General features: G+C 69.0%; 17 protein-coding genes. 10 read left to right on the top strand and 7 right to left on the bottom strand.

Features of this window, described 5'->3' with window-relative positions:
* Positions 1–15: 15 nt before the first annotated feature.
* From BHS09_RS30515 to BHS09_RS30495, 5 genes are all read right to left on the bottom strand, one after another.
* Entirely contained in the window at positions 16–1,875 is a 1,860-nt protein-coding gene (locus tag BHS09_RS30515; protein WP_140794938.1) for a cytochrome c/FTR1 family iron permease, read from the bottom strand.
* 67 nt (positions 1,876–1,942) lie between these two features.
* Positions 1,943–2,302: a hypothetical protein gene (locus BHS09_RS30510; protein ID WP_140794937.1), complete on the bottom strand. Its 360-nt coding sequence runs from the start codon at positions 2,300–2,302 to the stop codon at positions 1,943–1,945.
* A gap of 97 nt (positions 2,303–2,399) precedes the next feature.
* On the bottom strand, positions 2,400–2,636 hold the full coding sequence (locus BHS09_RS30505) for a hypothetical protein (protein WP_140794936.1): 237 nt from the start codon (positions 2,634–2,636) through the stop codon (positions 2,400–2,402).
* 121 nt (positions 2,637–2,757) lie between these two features.
* Complete coding sequence (locus BHS09_RS30500; RefSeq protein WP_140799769.1) at positions 2,758–3,237, bottom strand: dihydrofolate reductase; 480 nt, start codon at positions 3,235–3,237, stop codon at positions 2,758–2,760.
* Positions 3,234–4,028, bottom strand: a complete 795-nt coding sequence (locus tag BHS09_RS30495; protein WP_140794934.1) for a thymidylate synthase — start codon at positions 4,026–4,028, stop codon at positions 3,234–3,236. Before BHS09_RS30495 ends, BHS09_RS30500 begins: the two co-directional genes overlap by 4 nt.
* 130 nt (positions 4,029–4,158) lie before the next feature.
* Here BHS09_RS30495 and BHS09_RS30490 point away from each other — a divergent pair, with 130 nt between their 5' ends.
* From BHS09_RS30490 to BHS09_RS30465, 6 genes are all read left to right on the top strand, one after another.
* The gene (locus BHS09_RS30490) at positions 4,159–4,719 is read left to right on the top strand and encodes a cob(I)yrinic acid a,c-diamide adenosyltransferase (RefSeq protein ID WP_140794933.1); all 561 of its coding nucleotides are present in this window, start codon (positions 4,159–4,161) and stop codon (positions 4,717–4,719) included.
* 13 nt (positions 4,720–4,732) lie between these two features.
* Complete coding sequence (gene queG / locus BHS09_RS30485) at positions 4,733–5,752, top strand: tRNA epoxyqueuosine(34) reductase QueG (RefSeq protein WP_140794932.1); 1,020 nt, start codon at positions 4,733–4,735, stop codon at positions 5,750–5,752.
* Positions 5,725–6,693: a DMT family transporter gene (locus BHS09_RS30480; protein WP_140794931.1), complete on the top strand. Its 969-nt coding sequence runs from the start codon at positions 5,725–5,727 to the stop codon at positions 6,691–6,693. The genes queG and BHS09_RS30480 overlap by 28 nt, the downstream gene beginning before the upstream one ends.
* Before the next feature lie 81 nt (positions 6,694–6,774).
* Positions 6,775–7,542: a 2OG-Fe(II) oxygenase gene (locus tag BHS09_RS30475; protein WP_201799741.1), complete on the top strand. Its 768-nt coding sequence runs from the start codon at positions 6,775–6,777 to the stop codon at positions 7,540–7,542.
* A gap of 9 nt (positions 7,543–7,551) precedes the next feature.
* The gene (alkB, locus tag BHS09_RS30470; RefSeq protein ID WP_140794930.1) at positions 7,552–8,205 is read left to right on the top strand and encodes a DNA oxidative demethylase AlkB; all 654 of its coding nucleotides are present in this window, start codon (positions 7,552–7,554) and stop codon (positions 8,203–8,205) included.
* A gap of 112 nt (positions 8,206–8,317) precedes the next feature.
* Complete coding sequence (locus BHS09_RS30465) at positions 8,318–8,593, top strand: hypothetical protein (RefSeq protein ID WP_237077579.1); 276 nt, start codon at positions 8,318–8,320, stop codon at positions 8,591–8,593.
* Positions 8,594–8,599: 6 nt separating this feature from the next.
* Here BHS09_RS30465 and BHS09_RS30460 read toward each other — a convergent pair whose 3' ends face one another.
* Positions 8,600–9,430 (bottom strand): hypothetical protein, encoded by an 831-nt coding sequence (locus BHS09_RS30460; RefSeq protein WP_140794929.1) that lies wholly within the window; start codon positions 9,428–9,430, stop codon positions 8,600–8,602.
* Positions 9,431–9,523: 93 nt separating this feature from the next.
* Here BHS09_RS30460 and BHS09_RS30455 point away from each other — a divergent pair, with 93 nt between their 5' ends.
* The gene (locus BHS09_RS30455) at positions 9,524–10,411 is read left to right on the top strand and encodes an MTAP family purine nucleoside phosphorylase (RefSeq protein ID WP_140794928.1); all 888 of its coding nucleotides are present in this window, start codon (positions 9,524–9,526) and stop codon (positions 10,409–10,411) included.
* Between the two features lie 123 nt (positions 10,412–10,534).
* Positions 10,535–11,581: a YihY/virulence factor BrkB family protein gene (locus BHS09_RS30450; protein WP_140794927.1), complete on the top strand. Its 1,047-nt coding sequence runs from the start codon at positions 10,535–10,537 to the stop codon at positions 11,579–11,581.
* 11 nt (positions 11,582–11,592) lie between these two features.
* Here BHS09_RS30450 and BHS09_RS30445 read toward each other — a convergent pair whose 3' ends face one another.
* Positions 11,593–12,417, bottom strand: coding sequence for a M48 family metallopeptidase (locus BHS09_RS30445; RefSeq protein WP_140794926.1), 825 nt, complete (start codon positions 12,415–12,417; stop codon positions 11,593–11,595).
* Between the two features lie 205 nt (positions 12,418–12,622).
* Between BHS09_RS30445 and mutM the strand changes: the two genes are divergently transcribed.
* Together mutM and BHS09_RS30435 are read left to right on the top strand one after the other, a co-directional pair.
* A complete protein-coding gene (gene mutM, locus BHS09_RS30440; RefSeq protein ID WP_140799768.1) occupies positions 12,623–13,495 on the top strand; it encodes a bifunctional DNA-formamidopyrimidine glycosylase/DNA-(apurinic or apyrimidinic site) lyase in 873 nt (290 codons plus the stop codon).
* 76 nt (positions 13,496–13,571) lie between these two features.
* The gene (locus BHS09_RS30435) at positions 13,572–15,380 is read left to right on the top strand and encodes a TIGR04551 family protein (protein ID WP_140799767.1); all 1,809 of its coding nucleotides are present in this window, start codon (positions 13,572–13,574) and stop codon (positions 15,378–15,380) included.
* Position 15,381: the final 1 nt, after the last annotated feature.

Genomic DNA, 15,381 nt, shown 5'->3' with positions numbered 1-15,381 from the left:
CGGGCGCGCGTCGCCCTAACCCGCGGAGGCCTCGGAAACAGGCTGGGCACGGCCCTTTCGGCGGAGCAGGACAAGGGCCAGCGGAATGCCGCCCAGCAGGAGCTGGGGAACGAGCGAGAGCGCGTCCGGATAGATGCCCAGCATGTCCACGGTGATGAAGGGGAAGGGCAGGGGCTCGAGCGGCAGCGCACCGACTTCCTGCAGCGAGTGCAGGCCCTTGCCCAGCAGCATCACCGCGGTGAGGACCAGGATGACGGTGGATGCGTTGAAGAGCGTCTTCATCGGCAGGCGGTAACCCAGCCGGTTGATGAAGAGGACCATCACCGCCATGGCCACCGCGCCCGCGAGCGCGCCCCAGGCCACGCCCTCCGGCGAGTCCAGCGCGAGCCCCTGGAGGAAGATGGCCGTCTCGAAGCTCTCGCGCAGCACGGCGGTGAAGGCGATGAGGAACAGGCCCAGCATGCTGCCGCGGCCCAGCGCGCCCTGCATCTTCTCGCGCAGCTCGCCCATGAACTGGCTGATGTTGGAGCGGGCGTTGAGCCACATCGCCGCGTACAGCAGCATGGCCACCGCCACGAGCGCGGCGATGCCTTCCATCCACTCGCGCTGGGCACCGGCCAGCAGGTGGCGGCCGAGCACGTAGGACAGCGCGCCGACAATCAGCGCGGAAATCCATCCGAAGTGCACCACGCGGGCGTGCTCGGTGGCCTTCATCTTCCGCAGCGCGGCCAGCAGCGCCGCGACGATGATGGTCGCCTCGAAGCCCTCGCGCAGCAGGATGAGCAGCGTCAGCCACATCGTGGACAGCAGGCTCGCGGTGGTGCCCGAGTCACGCCGCGCCTGGTCTAGCAGCGCCAGCAGCTCACGGCCTTCGTCCTGGAGGTGCGGGCTGCCGCGCTCCGCCGCCATGCGGGCCTTGAGGAAGCCCTGCTCGATTTTCAGCGTCAGCGCCGAGTCGCGCGCGCTGAGCTTGGGCTCCACCGGCTCCACGCCGTTGAGGTAGCCGTCCAGCAGGGCCGCCTTCGCGCCCGCGATGTCACCCGCGGCGCCCAGGCGCATGGCCTGCTGCACGTTCTCCCGGGCGGCGAGCAGCGAGCGCTCCTCGTCCGCGTCCAGCATCTTCCGGCGCAGACAGGCGAGGTTCTCCTGGCCGAACTCCTTCACCAGGTCCGCGTCGGTGGCGTTGGCGAGCCGCTCCAGGGAGACGCGTGGCGGCGTGCCCTCGCACTCGGGCAGGCGCATGGTGAAGACGTAGAAGGCCAGCGACCAGCGCTCCTCCTCGGACAGGGTGGGGTAGGCCGGCATCGCGGTGCCCGGCACACCGAAGCTGGTGGTGTTGAAGGCCTTGTACGGCGTGAGGCCTTCCATCAGCTCCGCGTCCTGGAAGTTGGCGGGCGCCGGCTCCATGTTGGCGGCGATGGCCACGTTCGCGCTGCCGTCGGCGCCATGGCACGCGGCGCAGTTGGTGGCGAACAGCGACTGGCCCAGCGCCAGGTCCGGCGGGCGGCGTGGGCTGCGGGCCAGCCCTCCGGCCGTGACGAGGTTCTCCACCAGCTCACCGCAGTCGCGGCTGACGCCGTCAGGGTCCTCACCCTTGTCCACGCGGGCCTGGATGTCCTGTACGCGCGGCAGGAAGGCCGCTGCCGCGGGGCCCAGGCCGCGCGCCGCGTCCACCGCCTCCGCCGCGAAGCTCTTCTGCTCCGCCAGCTCGAACGCGGACTGCGACTCGATGGCGAGCGGATAGTCCGCTTCCAGGTACTGGAGGATGCCGATGAGCCGGTGCCACGTGCGTTCCTCGGAGGCGCCGTCGTCCGCGCGGGATGCAACAGGCAGGGCAAGCAGGAGGAACAGCAGCAGCGAGGCGGCGCGAGTCATGCCACCCCCTCTACCAGCGGGGTGGTGGCCTTTCAATCTTGCGAGGCAACTTCAAAATCAGCCGGCATCAGGTCGCGCCCACGCCAGACAGGCCCGCGGGTCCAATCGTCTCCACGACCTGGAGCGAGCCCACGCGGAGTGAGTCCACCTGCCAGTCGTCACCCCGCAGCTTGCCAATAGTCAGCGCTCGGATGGCCAGGGTGCCGATGCTGAGCGCGCCGATGGCGAGCGCTCCCAGCGCGGTGGCTCCCACGGCCAGTGCGGGCAGGGCACGAGGCCGCGGCCTCAGCCGGTGGCGCAGCAAGGGAGCAAGCCGGAGGCTGGCCACGAGCGCGGCCACGTTGGACGCCGTGAGCACGGCGGCGCTGGAGAGGGCCGCGGTTCGCCACGGCACTTCAATGGGACGAGAGAGGAGGGTGGTCTGCATCCCGTGGAAGTGTGCATGGCGTCAGGACGTGCCACGTGGCGGGATGGGAGGCCCCCGGCCGGATGGATGGCCGGGCGCCTCGTGCTTCACCTTCGCGCTACTGCTCGATGATGATTTCGCAGTACTGCGGGTAGCGGTTGCACGGGTAGCAGGTGCCATCGGGGCCGCCCACGCAGACCTCGTTGGCGGCACAGCGCCCCTGCAGGTCACACCGGCGCAGCTCCTGCTCGGCGCTGCCCGTTTCGTCCACGGGGGCCTCCTCCACGGGGCCACCACAGGCCAGCATCACCGCCGCCGCAACCAATCCAAGTCCTCGCATCCACGTCTTGTGCATCCGGAGCTCCTTGGGACTGACGGGTGAGGTCTGGATTGTGCGCTTAACGTTTGAAGGAGGGAATGTGGGCGCGCGCCCTCGCCCGGGCATGCATGTAGACGCCGCCGGGCGGAGGGGTGCGTCAGCGCTCGTAGGTGAGGAAGGTGTGGGGTGGCTCGGCGTCGGGATGTGCTTCCTCTTCGACGCGCGTCCAACCCGACAGGTCCACGTCAGGAAACCAGGTGTCGCCAGGGAAGTCCCGGGCGATGCGCGTGAGGTAGAGGCGCCGCACGCGGTCCATCGTCTGGGCGTAGAGGTCCGCGCCTCCGGCGATGAAGACCTCCGGGTCGCCGCTGGCTTCCGCCACGGAGAGCGCTTCGTCCACGGAGTGCGCCACCTGGACGCCCGGGGGCGCGAAGTCGCGCTGACGGGTGACGACGATGAAGGTGCGGCCTGGCAGTGGGCGGCCGATGGACTCGTACGTCTTGCGCCCCATCACCAGGGTGTGGCCCATGGTGATGCGCTTGAAGTGCGCGAGGTCCGCGGGCAGCCGCCACGGGAGCTGGTTGCCGGCGCCGATGACACGGTTCGCCGCCATGGCGACGATGGCGGACAGCTTCATACGGCCACGGGCGCCTTGATGGCGGGGTGCGGGTCGTAGCCTTCGAGCGTGAAGTCCTCGTACTTGAAGGCGAAGAGGTCCGTCACATCGGGGTTGATGCGCATGCGAGGCAGGGCGCGCGGCTCGCGCGACAGTTGCGTCTTCGCCTGCTCGACGTGGTTCAGGTACAGGTGCGCGTCACCCACGGTGTGGATGAACTCGTGCGCCTGCAGCCCCGTCACCTGCGCCACCATCATCGTCAGCAATGAGTACGAGGCGATGTTGAAGGGCAGCCCCAGGAAGAGGTCCGCGCTGCGCTGATAGAGCTGGCAGGACAGCCGCCCGTTGGCCACGTAGAACTGGAAGAGGACGTGGCAGGGCGGCAGCTTCATGGACGGCAGGTCCGCCACGTTCCACGCGCTGATGATGTGGCGGCGCGAGTCGGGGTTCTTCTTCAGCCCCTCCACCAGCGCCTCCATCTGGTCGATGTGCCCACCATCGGGCGCCGTCCACGAGCGCCACTGGTGCCCGTACACGGGGCCGAGGCTGCCGTCGGCGTTGGCCCATTCGTCCCAGATGGTGACGCCCTGGGCCTGGAGCGTGCGCACGTTGGTGTCCCCCGCGAGCATCCACAGCAGCTCATGGAGGATGGACTTCGTGTGCACCTTCTTCGTGGTGAGGAGCGGGAAGCCTTGCGTGAGGTCGAACCGGAGCTGGGGTCCGAAGACGCTGAGCGTCCCCGTGCCGGTCCGGTCGCCCTTCTTCACCCCGTGGTGCAGGACGTGGTCGAGCAGGGACAGATAGGGCTGCATGGGGCCATGTACGATCGCGCCCCGCCTGGATACAAGGGGCTCGTGCCAGCGGTGAACTCCGTACAGGGCTGTACGTCGTGGTGCGGCTTCTCATGGACGCCAGTCGTCACGCACCGTTAGAAGCCGGGGCATGAAACTCTATACGAAGACGGGTGATGCGGGAGAGACCGGTCTGTTCGGTGGCGGACGCGTCTCGAAGGACGACGTGCGTGTGGACGCGTATGGGGAAGTGGACGAGCTGAACGCGACCCTCGGCCTCGTACGGAGCTTCGAGGGGCCCACGGATGTGGACGCGCTGCTCCACCGGCTCCAGGACCAGCTCTTCACGGTGGGCGCGGTGCTGGCCACGCCCGAGGGCACCAAGGCGTCGGCGCACATTCCCGAGCTGAAGCCTGAGTGGGCCGAGGACATGGAGCGCGCCATCGACGGCTTCGAGGCGGAGCTGCCGCAGATGACCCACTTCATCCTGCCTGGAGGCACGCGGGCCGCGAGCGCACTGCACCTGGCGCGTACCGTCTGCCGCCGCGCCGAGCGCCGCACGGTGCCGCTGTTGCGCGAAGGGAAGATTCCGCAGGCGGTGGTCGTCTATCTCAACAGGCTCTCCGACCTGCTCTTCGTCCTGGCGCGCGTGGTCAACCACCGGGCGAGCGTGGAAGACGTGAAGTGGATTCCGGCGAAGCCCTCCAAGTAGTCGGACGCGCCCCGTGAACGTGCTGCCCACCGCCCATCTGCGTGATCTCGCCAGCTCGGTTGGCTTCGACCTGGTGGGGTTCGCCCGCGCCGAGCCCATTCCACCCGACTTCCTGATGTCGTGGGTGGCGGCGGGCTACGCGGCGGACATGGACTGGATGGGCGAGCGGGCCGCCGAGCGTCTGGACGTCTCGCTCCTGCTGCCGGGCGCGAAGACGGTCATCTCCTTCGCGAACAACTACTGGCGCGACGACGCGGAGACGGTGGACTCCCCCATCGCGCGTTATGCCCGCGGACGCGACTACCACTCCACGCTGCGCGACCGGATGAAGGCGTTCCGCAAGGCGCTCAACGTGATGTACCCGGGGCTGGGCTCCTACGGAGGCGTGGACAGTGGCCCGCTGATGGAGAAGGTGTGGGCGGCGCGCGCGGGGCTCGGCTACGTGGGGAAGAATGGCTGCTTCATCACCGAGCCCTATGGCTCGTGGGTGCTGCTGGCCACGCTCGTGGTGGATGCCGAGGTCGACGACTATGGCAATGGCCCGGCGGCGGACCGGTGTGGTGCGTGCCGCCGCTGCCTCATGTCCTGCCCCACGGGCGCGCTGGTGGGCAACGGGCGCGTGGACGCGCGTGCGTGCCTGTCCTACCAGACCATCGAGAACCGCGAGCAGCAGGTGCCGGAGGCGTTCCGGTTCAAGTTCGACAACCTGGTTTTCGGCTGCGACATCTGCCAGCAGGTGTGTCCGCTGAACCGCCGGCCGGTGTTCGCGGAGCACCCGCGCTTCGCGCCCCGGGCGGTGGCGGAGTTGGGCGTGCGCGAGCTCGCGGGACTCACCGTGGAACAGTATGAGCACCTAATACCTGGCACCGCGCTGGCGCGCGCACGCTACGACGGGCTGCGCCGCAACGCCGTGTATGCGTTGGGTGTGGCGAAGCAGGCGGACGCGAAACCGTTACTGGAAAAGCTCAGCGGCGATTCGAGCGAATTGGTACGTACCGCCGCGCAATGGGCGCTCCTTCAGCTCGACCCCTGACGTCCACCTCTCCGCAGTCATTGGGCCCTGTCTACGCCGGGCTCATCCTCCAGGTCCTCATCAGCGCGGGAACGTACCTTGCGGGCAAGCGCGCGATGGCGGAGCTGGCGCCGCTCACGGTGGTGTTGTGGCGTTTCGTGTTGAGTGGCTCGGTGTTCATGCTGCTGCTGTGTTTCCTGCCTGGGCCCCGGCTGCCGCCGCGCAACGAGTGGGGGCGGGTGCTGCTGCTGGGCCTGCTGGCGGGGCCGGTGAACCAGGTGTTCTTCTTCTATGGCCTGTCCCAGTCGACGGCGGCGCACGCGGCGCTGCTCTACGCGCTGACGCCGCTGGGCGTGTACCTGCTCAGCCTGAGACGGGGCCATGAGCGGGCCTCGCTCCGGGCGATGGGCGGCATCATCACGGCGTTCGCGGGCGTGGTGGTGTTGCTGTTGGGGCGCGGGCTGGCGGATGCGAGCGGCTCGTTGATGGGAGACCTGCTCATCCTGGGCGCGGTGATGTCGTGGGTGGTGTACACGACGGAGGGCAAGCCGTTCGTCGCCATCCACGGACCGATTCGCGCGACGTCGTGGAGCATGGTGGCCTCCACGTTCATGATGCTGCTGATGGCGCCGTTCTTCGCGAAGCCGGAGGCGGTGCTCGCGGCGAGCCCCGCGGCCCGTTACTCCATCGTCTACCTGAGCCTGCTCACGTCGGTGGTGGCGTATCTGCTCTGGTATTTCGCGCTGTCGAGGGTGCCGGCGTCGAAGGTGGCCGTGTTCTCCAACCTCCAGCCCGCGGCGACCGCGCTGGCCGCCTGGGCCATCCTGGACGAGGCGCTGCACTGGGAGATTGCGGTGGGCGGCGTGCTCGTGCTCCTGGGCGTGCGACTGACGCAGGCGGCGCACGTCCGGTCGCCCGCCGTGGCGCCCGCGCCTTCGCAGGCCTCGCCGCGCATCGGGTAGCAAGACTCGGAGTGCCGTGCCTGCCTTCGCCCTTTAGCGTCCAGTCATGGCCGCAAGGTTTCCTGGAGGGAGGCAGACACCGTGTCCACGCAGAAGGTGACGGCGCGAAAGGCCCGTTCGTCCAGCGCCGCAGGTTCCGTGAATCATGTCCCGGAGCGGGTGGCCGACGTCGACTGGGCACGAGTCTCGGAGGAGTTGGACGCGCGAGGTTGCGCGACGTTGGAGCGGCTCGTCACGCCGGCCGAGTGTGATGCCCTGACGGCGCTGTACCCGGAAGACGCCGTGTTCCGCGGCCGCGTGGTGATGGCTCGCCACGGCTTCGGGCGGGGCGAGTACAAGTACTTCGAGTACCCGCTGCCGGACGTGGTCACCGGGCTGCGCGAGGCGCTGTACCCCCGGCTCGCGCCGATTGCGAACCGCTGGAACACGGCCATGGGCATCGAGGTGCGGTACCCGGAGGCGCATGCGGCGTACCTCGAACGCTGCCACGCGGCGGGGCAGGTGCGGCCGACGCCGCTGCTGTTGCGGTACGAGGCGGACGACTACAACTGCCTGCACCAGGACCTCTATGGGGAGCACGTCTTCCCGCTCCAGGTGGCGATTCTGCTGTCGGAGCCCGGGCGGGACTTCACGGGAGGCGAGTTCGTCCTCACCGAGCAGCGTCCGCGCATGCAGTCACGGGCGGAGGTCGTCCCGCTGCGCCAGGGAGACGCGGTGGTGTTCGCCGTCCACCACCGCCCGGTGCAGGGCACGCGAGGCGTGTACCGCGTCAACCTCCGGCACGGCGTCAGCCGCATCCGCTCAGGACAGCGCCACACAGTCGGCGTCATCTTCCATGATGCGGCTTGAGGCGCGCGAATGACGATGGACTTGTTCGACGGCCTGGGTGGCATGGGTCCTCGCGAGGAATCGCTGGGCCCCGGTGCCATGGTGCTTCGAGGCTTCGTGCTGGCTCACGACGCGGAGTTGCTGAGCGCGGTCCAGGACGTCGCGCTCGCTTCACCCTTCCGCCACATGGAGACGCCGGGCGGCTTCCGCATGTCGGTGGCGATGACGAGCTGCGGTTCGTGGGGCTGGGTGACGGACCGGACGGGGTATCGCTACGACGCGGTGGACCCGGTGCGGGGGCAGCCCTGGCCGCAGATGCCGGCGGTCTTCCCGCGGCTCGCGCAGTTGGCCGCCGCGAAGGCGGGCTTCGAAGGGTTCATCCCTGATGCGTGCCTGGTGAATCGCTACGAGCCCGGTGCGAAGATGTCGCTGCACCAGGACAAGGACGAGCGTGATTTCACCGCGCCCATCGTCTCCGTCTCACTGGGGCTCCCGGCGGTCTTCCTCTTCGGTGGCGCGGAGCGAGCGGACAGGCCGGCGCGAGTACGGTTGAGCCATGGCGACGTGGTCGTCTGGGGCGGGCCAGCCCGCCTGCGCTACCACGGCGTCACGCCGCTCAAGCCGGGCCACCATCCGCAGGTGGGTGGGCATCGCATCAACCTGACGTTCCGGAAGGCGCGTTGATGTCCGGAGCAGGGCTGGGGCCTCCCTGTGCTTCAGTCTCGCGATGAGGACGGGCCTTGATGGGCCGCCGGTTGGAAAGGGTGGACGGCGGTGAACGCCGTAGAATGCGTCCATGCTTCGTCCGGGTGAGGACCTGTTTCAGGTGGAAAAGCGGCTGTGGCTTTTGTCCGCGCCGACCGGGCAAGGCATCTACGACTTCGCCTTCGACCGCTTCTTCGCATGCCGCCGTCCGTACGTGCTGCCTGAGTCCATGGAGGTCGTGGCCAGGGCCGGCGTCTGGAACGACTACGCCGAGCGCTACCGCGAGTTGGCGGAAGCGGGCATCCTTTCCCCGTTCGCGCTCTGGCAGGCCATCCTGGACGTCGAGCGCGGAACCGGAGCGGCCTAGCGCGCGTCAGTCCCCGTTCGGGTCCCACTCGGAGATGTCGTACTTGGGCTCGGGCGGCAGCGGCGGCTTGCTGGACTTGCTGGGCGCGGGCTTCTTCACCACCGGAGGCGGAGCGTCGGACACGTCTTCGTCGAGCAGCGGGTCCTTCTTCGCCGGGCTCGCGGAGACAGCAGGCGGAGCAGGCTTCACCGGCTCGGGCGCGGCCGGCGCGGGCGCGGGCTCTGGCGCCGCCATCACCGCGGGCTCATCATCCGGAGAGTCCAGGTCGCCCAGGGACGTCGGGTCGGCGGGGGCCGATGCGGGGGTAGGGGACGGAGGTGGGTCCGATTCACTCGCCCGGTACACGCCCGTCCGCGTGGCCTCCACCGCGACACCGGAGGACGGAGGCGGCGGAGGAACAGGCTCCGGCGCGCGGCGCGAAGGCTCCGCCGCGGCGGAGGACTCCGACGCGCGGTAGCCGTCCCGCCGGCCCGAGGGCTTCTCATCCCCGAACGGGTCCTCCTCGCGGCTGTTGCGCTTGCGCGAGGGCTGCGCATCACCGTCGCCGAACGGGTCCTCCTCGCGGGTCAGCTTCTTCCCATTCCGCCTCTTCGGCGGATCCGCCACGACGCCGGCGGGCAGGCCCTTCAGCGACGAGTGCCGGTCCGCGCACAGGCCCACGCCCTCCTGACATTCGGCCAGACAGTGCGTGAGCTGCTTGATGGTGCGCCCACTGCCTCCGTACTGGATGGAGCAGTCCTCCTTGCAGGTCGCGTAGTCCTCCTGGCAACCAGAAGGGACGGCGGCCGCGGCGGGGCCGGCGGCGAGGGTCAGGCCAAGAATCAGAAGGGCTCGCATGGCGATTACGAAAACTACCAGTCTTCTGGGGTTCCGGCGCCAGGGGGGCGCGTTATGGTCCCCTGGCGCGATGGTCGCGCCATGAGGAGGCACATGGCTGTCAGGGTGGGCATCATCGGGAGCCCCGGGTTGGCCCAGGCACTGGGCATCCCCGGGAAGGGCGAGTCCCACATCTTGGAGACGCCCTTTGGTCCTCACGCGGGCCCCATCGTCACCACCGAGCTCGACGGCGTCTCCGTCACCTTCGTCGCCCGCCATGGCACCGGCCACGTCTACAACGCCACCCGCGCGCCCTACCGCGCCAACCTGTACGCGCTGAAGGTCCTGGGCGTCACCCACGTCCTCTCCACCGGCACCGTGGGCAGCCTGCGCGAGCACATCCATCCGCTCCACCTCGCCCTGCCGGACCAGGTCATCGACCGCACCTACCGCCGTCCCTGCACCTTCTTCGACGACGTCGCCGTCCACGTGGACCTGGGCAACCCCTTCTGCGGCACCCTGCGCCAGGTGCTCGAGCACGCCAGGGACCCGCTGGGGCCGACCGTGCACACCGAGGCCACCTACGTCTGCATCGAAGGCCCGTCCCTCAGCACTCGCGCGGAGAGCATGCTCTACCGCACGTGGGGAGGAGACCTGGTGGGCATGACGGGCATGCCCGAGGCCCGGCTCGCCCGCGAGGCGGAGCTCCACTACGCCATGGTGGCCCTGCCCACCGACTACGATTCGTGGCAGCCGCGCGCGCCAGGGCAGGAGCATGACGACCTGCTGGCGCAGATCTCCCACAACCGGAAGGCCGTCACCGCCAGCGGCGCCGCGCTCATCCGCCGCGCGTTGCCTCGCATCGGCGAAGCCCGCGCCACCTGCCGCTGCGACACCGCGCTGGCCCTGGCCATCGGCACCGAGCGCAGCCGCATCCCCGACGAGGTGCGCGGCCGCCTCCGTCCGCTGCTGGGCAGATACCTCCCGCCCAACGTCGCCTGACGACACCGCACCAGGCCATTTGGCCGAGCCACACGCCGTGCGCTCGCCTGGCCGCCTGCTGCCAAAGCGCGCTTCCGTTTTCACCTTCTGAGCCCCGGTACGACTCGGAGCGAGGAGGCGAGCATGCGGTTGCCCAGACTCAAGCACCTGTCCTGGCGCGAGTTCAGCCGACGCTTCGTGAAGGAATTCCAGGAGGACAGCGTCACCGACATCGCGGCGCAGCTGTCGTACTACCTGCTGTTCTCGCTGTTCCCCTTCCTCTTCTTCCTCGTCACGCTGGTGGCGTACCTGCCGTTCGCCCCGGGCGCGGTGGACGCGATGTTGGACCGCATCCGCCCCTTGGTGCCGGGTGACGCGTTGGGGCTCATCACCGGCCACCTGCGGTCCCTGGTCAACCAACCCCAGCCCAAGCTGCTGACGGCCGGTCTGGTCATCACGCTGTGGTCCGCGTCGCGCGGCGTGAATGCGCTGCGCACCGCGCTCAACCTGGCCTACGACGTCTCCGAATCCCGGCCCCTCTGGAAGACGCAGGGCCTGGCGATGCTGGTGACGCTGATGGGCTCGCTGCTCATCCCGCTGTCCTTCGCCGTGTTCCTGCTCGGCGGGCGGCTGGGGCTGTGGCTGGCGGGGAAGCTGCAACTCGTGGACGCCTTCCACCTCGTGTGGTCCTGGCTGCGCTGGCCCTTCACCGCGTCACTGGTGATGCTGGTGCTGGCGTGCTGCTACTACCTGCTGCCCGACGTGAAGCAGCGCTTCAAGTACATCACCCCCGGCTCCGTCCTGGGCACGGGCCTGTGGCTGACGAGCACCTGGGGCTTCACGCAGTACGTGGAGCACTTCGGCAAGTACAACGTCACCTACGGCTCCATCGGTGGTGTGATGGTGCTGCTGCTGTGGCTCTACCTCTCCGGGCTCATCTTCATCGTCGGAGGCGAAATCAACGCCATCCTCGAGCACGCCTCGGTGGAGGGGAAGTCGAAGGGCGCCCGCGGCTTCGGGGAGCCCGCGCCGCTGGAGCCGCCCCTGAAGACGCCCGGCGCGGCCAAGAGCGCCAGCAGCGCCATGCGGTCGAAGCTGGCGCGCTTCCGGTGGCGGCGACGCGTGGCCCGGGGCCAGGAGCCCGAGCCCACCGTGGAGGAGCAGGACCCTCGCTCCTCCACGCTGCACTGAGGGCTGGGGAACTACTTTCCGCCCAGGGCCTGCTTGATGGCGGGAAGCCCGCCCGGGCCGTTGTTGCTGCCCCGCAGGTTCTTCTGCGAGATGATCTTCTGGATGTTCGCGATGCGGTCCCGGTTGGTGGGGTGCGTGCTCAGCCATTTCATCAGCGCGGGCGTGTCGCCCTGCTCCTTCTGGAGCTTCTCGAAGAAGGTGATGAGGCCCCGCGGGTCGTAGCCCGCACCGGAGGCGTAGCGGGCGCCGTACTCGTCGGCTTCAATCTCCTCGCCGCGGCCGTGCGCCAGCAGCGTGCCGCCGCTCACCAGCGACGCGGCGATCTGCGCCACGGTGCCCGGGTTCTGTCCCAGCGCCGCCTGGGTGATGGCCTGCAGGCCCATCTGGTTGACCATGGCGCGCGCGGAGTGACGGCCCACGACGTGGCCCGCCTCGTGCGCCATGACGCCGGCCAGCTCCGCCTCCGTGTCCGCGGCCAGGATGAGGCCGGTGTAGACGTACAGGTAGCCGCCGGGCGTGGCGAAGGCGTTGACCATCTTCGGGTCGTCGATGACGTTGATCTTCCACTTCACCCCGGGCCGGTCCTTGGAGGCCTGGTTCAGGATGCTGGCGGAGATGCCGCGCACGTAGTCGACGACGGCCGCGTTCTGCACGTATTTGATTTTCTCCTTCGTCTCCAACTCCGCCTTGACCTGCTTGCCGAGCTGCTCCTCCTGCTCGTCGGAGATGAGGGTGCGGGCCACGGCCTTCTCGGCGGAGATGCGCTGCTTGGTGCAGCCCGTCGACAGGCCCAATGCCAGGGTGACTCCCAGTACCGCCACGAGGATGCGCTGCATGACGAGTGCTGCCTTTCTTTCCAGAGGTCTACGCCGCGTCGCTCCGCGGGAGGCGCGACGCTGGCCCACATCGGCACCTGCCTTCAAGGGCCACGTGGTGCAAGCATCCAGGCATCCGGCTTTCGCGCCGCCACCACACCCGTGTTCGCTGCCCGGCAGGTAGGCGGTGCGTGGGGACGCCCGCCGGTGTATGTGCCCCGGCAGGATGCCAGAGCTACCCGAAGTCGAAATCGCGCGGCGCAACCTGGTGCGCTGGTTCAGCGACCGGCGCCTCGTGCGTGCCGAGTCGGAGAACACCCGCATCTTCCGAGGCGCCGAGCGCCAGCAGTTCGACACGCTGACGGGCCGGTTGGAGTCGCTGGTCCGCCGGGGCAAGTACCTGCTCTTCGCCTTCGAGGGCGGCAAGGGGCTGATGGGGCACCTGGGGATGACGGGCAAGTTCGTCCGCCGCACCGAGGGGCAGGTGGCGCCCTACAGCCGCGCCCGGTTTCATCTGGACGACGGCCATGTCATCCACTTTTCCGATCCACGAATGTTCGGCCGCCTGGAGCCGGCGCCAGCCGCGCGCCTGCGGGAGCTGGAGGCGGTGCGAATCCTGGGGAGGGATCCGCTGGCGGATGGCCTCACCGCGGGGCAGCTCCAGCAGGCCGTGGGCTCCTCACGGAAAGAGCTGAAGGTGGCGCTGATGGACCAGGAGCGCATCTCCGGCCTGGGCAACATCCACGCCGCCGAGGCGCTCTTCCGCGCGGGCCTTCACCCCTCGCGCCAGCCCGGCTCCCTGACGCCGGACGAGTGGAAACGCCTGGTCCAGGCCATCCGCGCCTCCATCGACTTCGGCCTCAAGGAGCAGGAGGGGGAGGAGCCGGTGTACCTGGAGGAGGGGCGCTCGGAGAATCCATTCAGGGTGTACGGCCGCGCGGGGAGCCCATGCTCCCAGTGTGGCACCCGGGTCGAGTCCTTCACCCAGGGAGGCCGTACCACCCACTACTGCCCCCGGTGCCAGCCGGGGGACGGACGCCGAAGTGAGGCGGGGTCGCCGGCCGTTGACGGCGCGAAGGCCCGCCCTGGTAAGCGTTGACACCCCTTGGTCCCGTCGCTTGAATCGCCCGCCTTTCAGACCCGGCCGCCCCAGGTGGCCCTGGAGATCGTTGCCCATGTCTCACGCCCTGCTGGCGGCGCTACTCGTCGCTTCGTCCACGGCCACCGCTCAGACGCCGGTGCCGGAGGGTAGCCCGCCCGCGCCCGCGGAAGCCGCACCCGCTGCTCCCGCCCCCGCGGAGTCTGTTTCCGCGGAGACCGCGCCTGTGTCCTCCACTCGCGAGGGCGTCAGCCGTGACGACCTGGAAGCGCTGAAGGAGGAGCTGCGCGAGGAGATTCGCGCCGAGGCCGCCAAGCAGTCCATTGGCGCCACGGACGAGTGGGCCGAGGAGTTCCCGGAGGAGAAGCGCAAGCTCGAGGTCTTCACGCTCGACGGCTACTTCCGCGTCCGCCCCACGCTCTTCTACAAGTTCGACCTGGGCAAGGCGCCCGGCAAGGAGCTCTTCCCGCGCTCGCCTCGCAGCGCGCAGGAGAACACCCAGTCCTTCGCCACCATGCGCGTGCGCCTGGCGCCCACCTTCAACATCTCCGAGCAGGTGGCGTTGAAGATGGAGGTCCTCGGCCTGGACAACTTCATCATGGGCGCCATGCCGGACACGCTGCTGCCCGGCAACACGCGCAACCTCTTCGGCATCTTCTCCGAGAGCCAGGACCCGCTGGCGGACGCGCTCCAGGACTCCATCAAGCTGCGCCGCGCCTACGGCGAAGTGAAGACGCCGGTGGGCATCCTGCGCTTCGGCCGCATGGGCAGCCAGTGGGGTCTGGGCATGCTGCGCAACGACGGCACCTGCTTCGACTGCGACTTCGGCGACACCGTGGACCGCGTCCAGTTCGTCACCAACCCCTTCGAGGGCTGGTACGTGACGCCGATGCTGGACTTCAACTCGGAGGGCGTCACCGACACGCGCGGCACCGTGGGCGAGCCCATCGACCTGACCCAGTCCGATGACGCGCACAGCTGGGTGATTGCCATCGCGCGCCGGGACACCGACCAGGTCATCCGCTCCAAGCTGGACAACAACCAGGGCGTGCTCCAGTACGGCCTGCACTTCACCTACCGCACCCAGAAGTGGGAGTACGACGGCTCCACCACGAACGGCCAGAACACCGGCTTCATCCCGCGCGACGCGTCGCTGTTCGTGCCGGACCTGTGGCTGAAGTACGAGGAGAAGAACTGGCGGCTGGAGTTCGAGGCCGCCGCCCAGTTGGGCCGCATCGGCAACCGCGCGCTGGACGTGGGCGGCATCAACGACCCCACGCTCAACCAGAGCCTCACCGTGGCCCAGTTCGGCGGCGTGGCGCAGGGTGAGCTGCGGCTGCTGAACCAGAAGCTGTCGCTGAACATGGAGCTGGGCTTCGCCTCCGGCGACAAGGCGCCGGGCTTCGGCAACCAGCCGAGCCGTCCGGGTTCGGGCACCAACGGTCGGACGGAGCCGGGTGACTTCGAGGGCCCGCAGTACGACTGCGGCACGGGCGGCTGCAGGGACAACGCCATCCGCAACTTCCGCTTCAACCGCGACTACCGCATCGACCTCATCCTATGGCGCGAGCTGCTGGTCGGGGTGACGGACGCGTTCTACGTTCGCCCGTCGGCGAAGTACACCATCACCGAGGGCTTCGACATCTACGGCCGCGTCATCTACTCGCAGGCCATGTACGCGCAGTCCACGCCGTCCTTCACGAACAAGGCGCTGGGTCTCGAGGTCAACGTGGGCGCGGACTACAAGACGGAGGATGGGTTCATCGCCGGCATCGCCTACGGCATCCTGTTCCCGATGAGCGGCCTGCGGGAGTTCAACGCGACGGTGCCCACCGACCTGGACACGCCGCAGACCATCCGCGCGTGGCTGGGGATGCAGTTCTAGC

The sequence above is a fragment of the Myxococcus xanthus genome, assembly GCF_006402735.1.
GTDB classification, from domain to species: Bacteria; Myxococcota; Myxococcia; order Myxococcales; family Myxococcaceae; genus Myxococcus; species Myxococcus xanthus_A.
The sequence above is the reverse complement of the archived record's forward strand: the minus strand, read 5'-3'. Positions and strand labels throughout refer to the sequence as shown.

What these genes read in the sequence shown, in the direction of transcription:
- BHS09_RS30465 (WP_237077579.1), top strand. Translation starts at nt 8,318, where the DNA reads ATGCTTCGTCCGGGTGAGGACCTGTTTCAGGTGGAAAAGCGGCTGTGG.
- BHS09_RS30480 (WP_140794931.1), top strand. Translation starts at nt 5,725, where the DNA reads ATGGGCGCTCCTTCAGCTCGACCCCTGACGTCCACCTCTCCGCAGTCA.
- BHS09_RS30460 (WP_140794929.1), bottom strand. Translation starts at nt 9,430, where the DNA reads ATGCGAGCCCTTCTGATTCTTGGCCTGACCCTCGCCGCCGGCCCCGCC.
- BHS09_RS30455 (WP_140794928.1), top strand. Translation starts at nt 9,524, where the DNA reads ATGGCTGTCAGGGTGGGCATCATCGGGAGCCCCGGGTTGGCCCAGGCA.
- BHS09_RS30445 (WP_140794926.1), bottom strand. Translation starts at nt 12,417, where the DNA reads ATGCAGCGCATCCTCGTGGCGGTACTGGGAGTCACCCTGGCATTGGGC.
- BHS09_RS30505 (WP_140794936.1), bottom strand. Translation starts at nt 2,636, where the DNA reads ATGCACAAGACGTGGATGCGAGGACTTGGATTGGTTGCGGCGGCGGTG.
- BHS09_RS30490 (WP_140794933.1), top strand. Translation starts at nt 4,159, where the DNA reads ATGAAACTCTATACGAAGACGGGTGATGCGGGAGAGACCGGTCTGTTC.
- BHS09_RS30495 (WP_140794934.1), bottom strand. Translation starts at nt 4,028, where the DNA reads ATGCAGCCCTATCTGTCCCTGCTCGACCACGTCCTGCACCACGGGGTG.
- mutM (WP_140799768.1), top strand. Translation starts at nt 12,623, where the DNA reads ATGCCAGAGCTACCCGAAGTCGAAATCGCGCGGCGCAACCTGGTGCGC.
- BHS09_RS30450 (WP_140794927.1), top strand. Translation starts at nt 10,535, where the DNA reads ATGCGGTTGCCCAGACTCAAGCACCTGTCCTGGCGCGAGTTCAGCCGA.
- BHS09_RS30500 (WP_140799769.1), bottom strand. Translation starts at nt 3,237, where the DNA reads ATGAAGCTGTCCGCCATCGTCGCCATGGCGGCGAACCGTGTCATCGGC.
- BHS09_RS30515 (WP_140794938.1), bottom strand. Translation starts at nt 1,875, where the DNA reads ATGACTCGCGCCGCCTCGCTGCTGCTGTTCCTCCTGCTTGCCCTGCCT.
- BHS09_RS30510 (WP_140794937.1), bottom strand. Translation starts at nt 2,302, where the DNA reads ATGCAGACCACCCTCCTCTCTCGTCCCATTGAAGTGCCGTGGCGAACC.
- alkB (WP_140794930.1), top strand. Translation starts at nt 7,552, where the DNA reads ATGACGATGGACTTGTTCGACGGCCTGGGTGGCATGGGTCCTCGCGAG.
- BHS09_RS30435 (WP_140799767.1), top strand. Translation starts at nt 13,572, where the DNA reads ATGTCTCACGCCCTGCTGGCGGCGCTACTCGTCGCTTCGTCCACGGCC.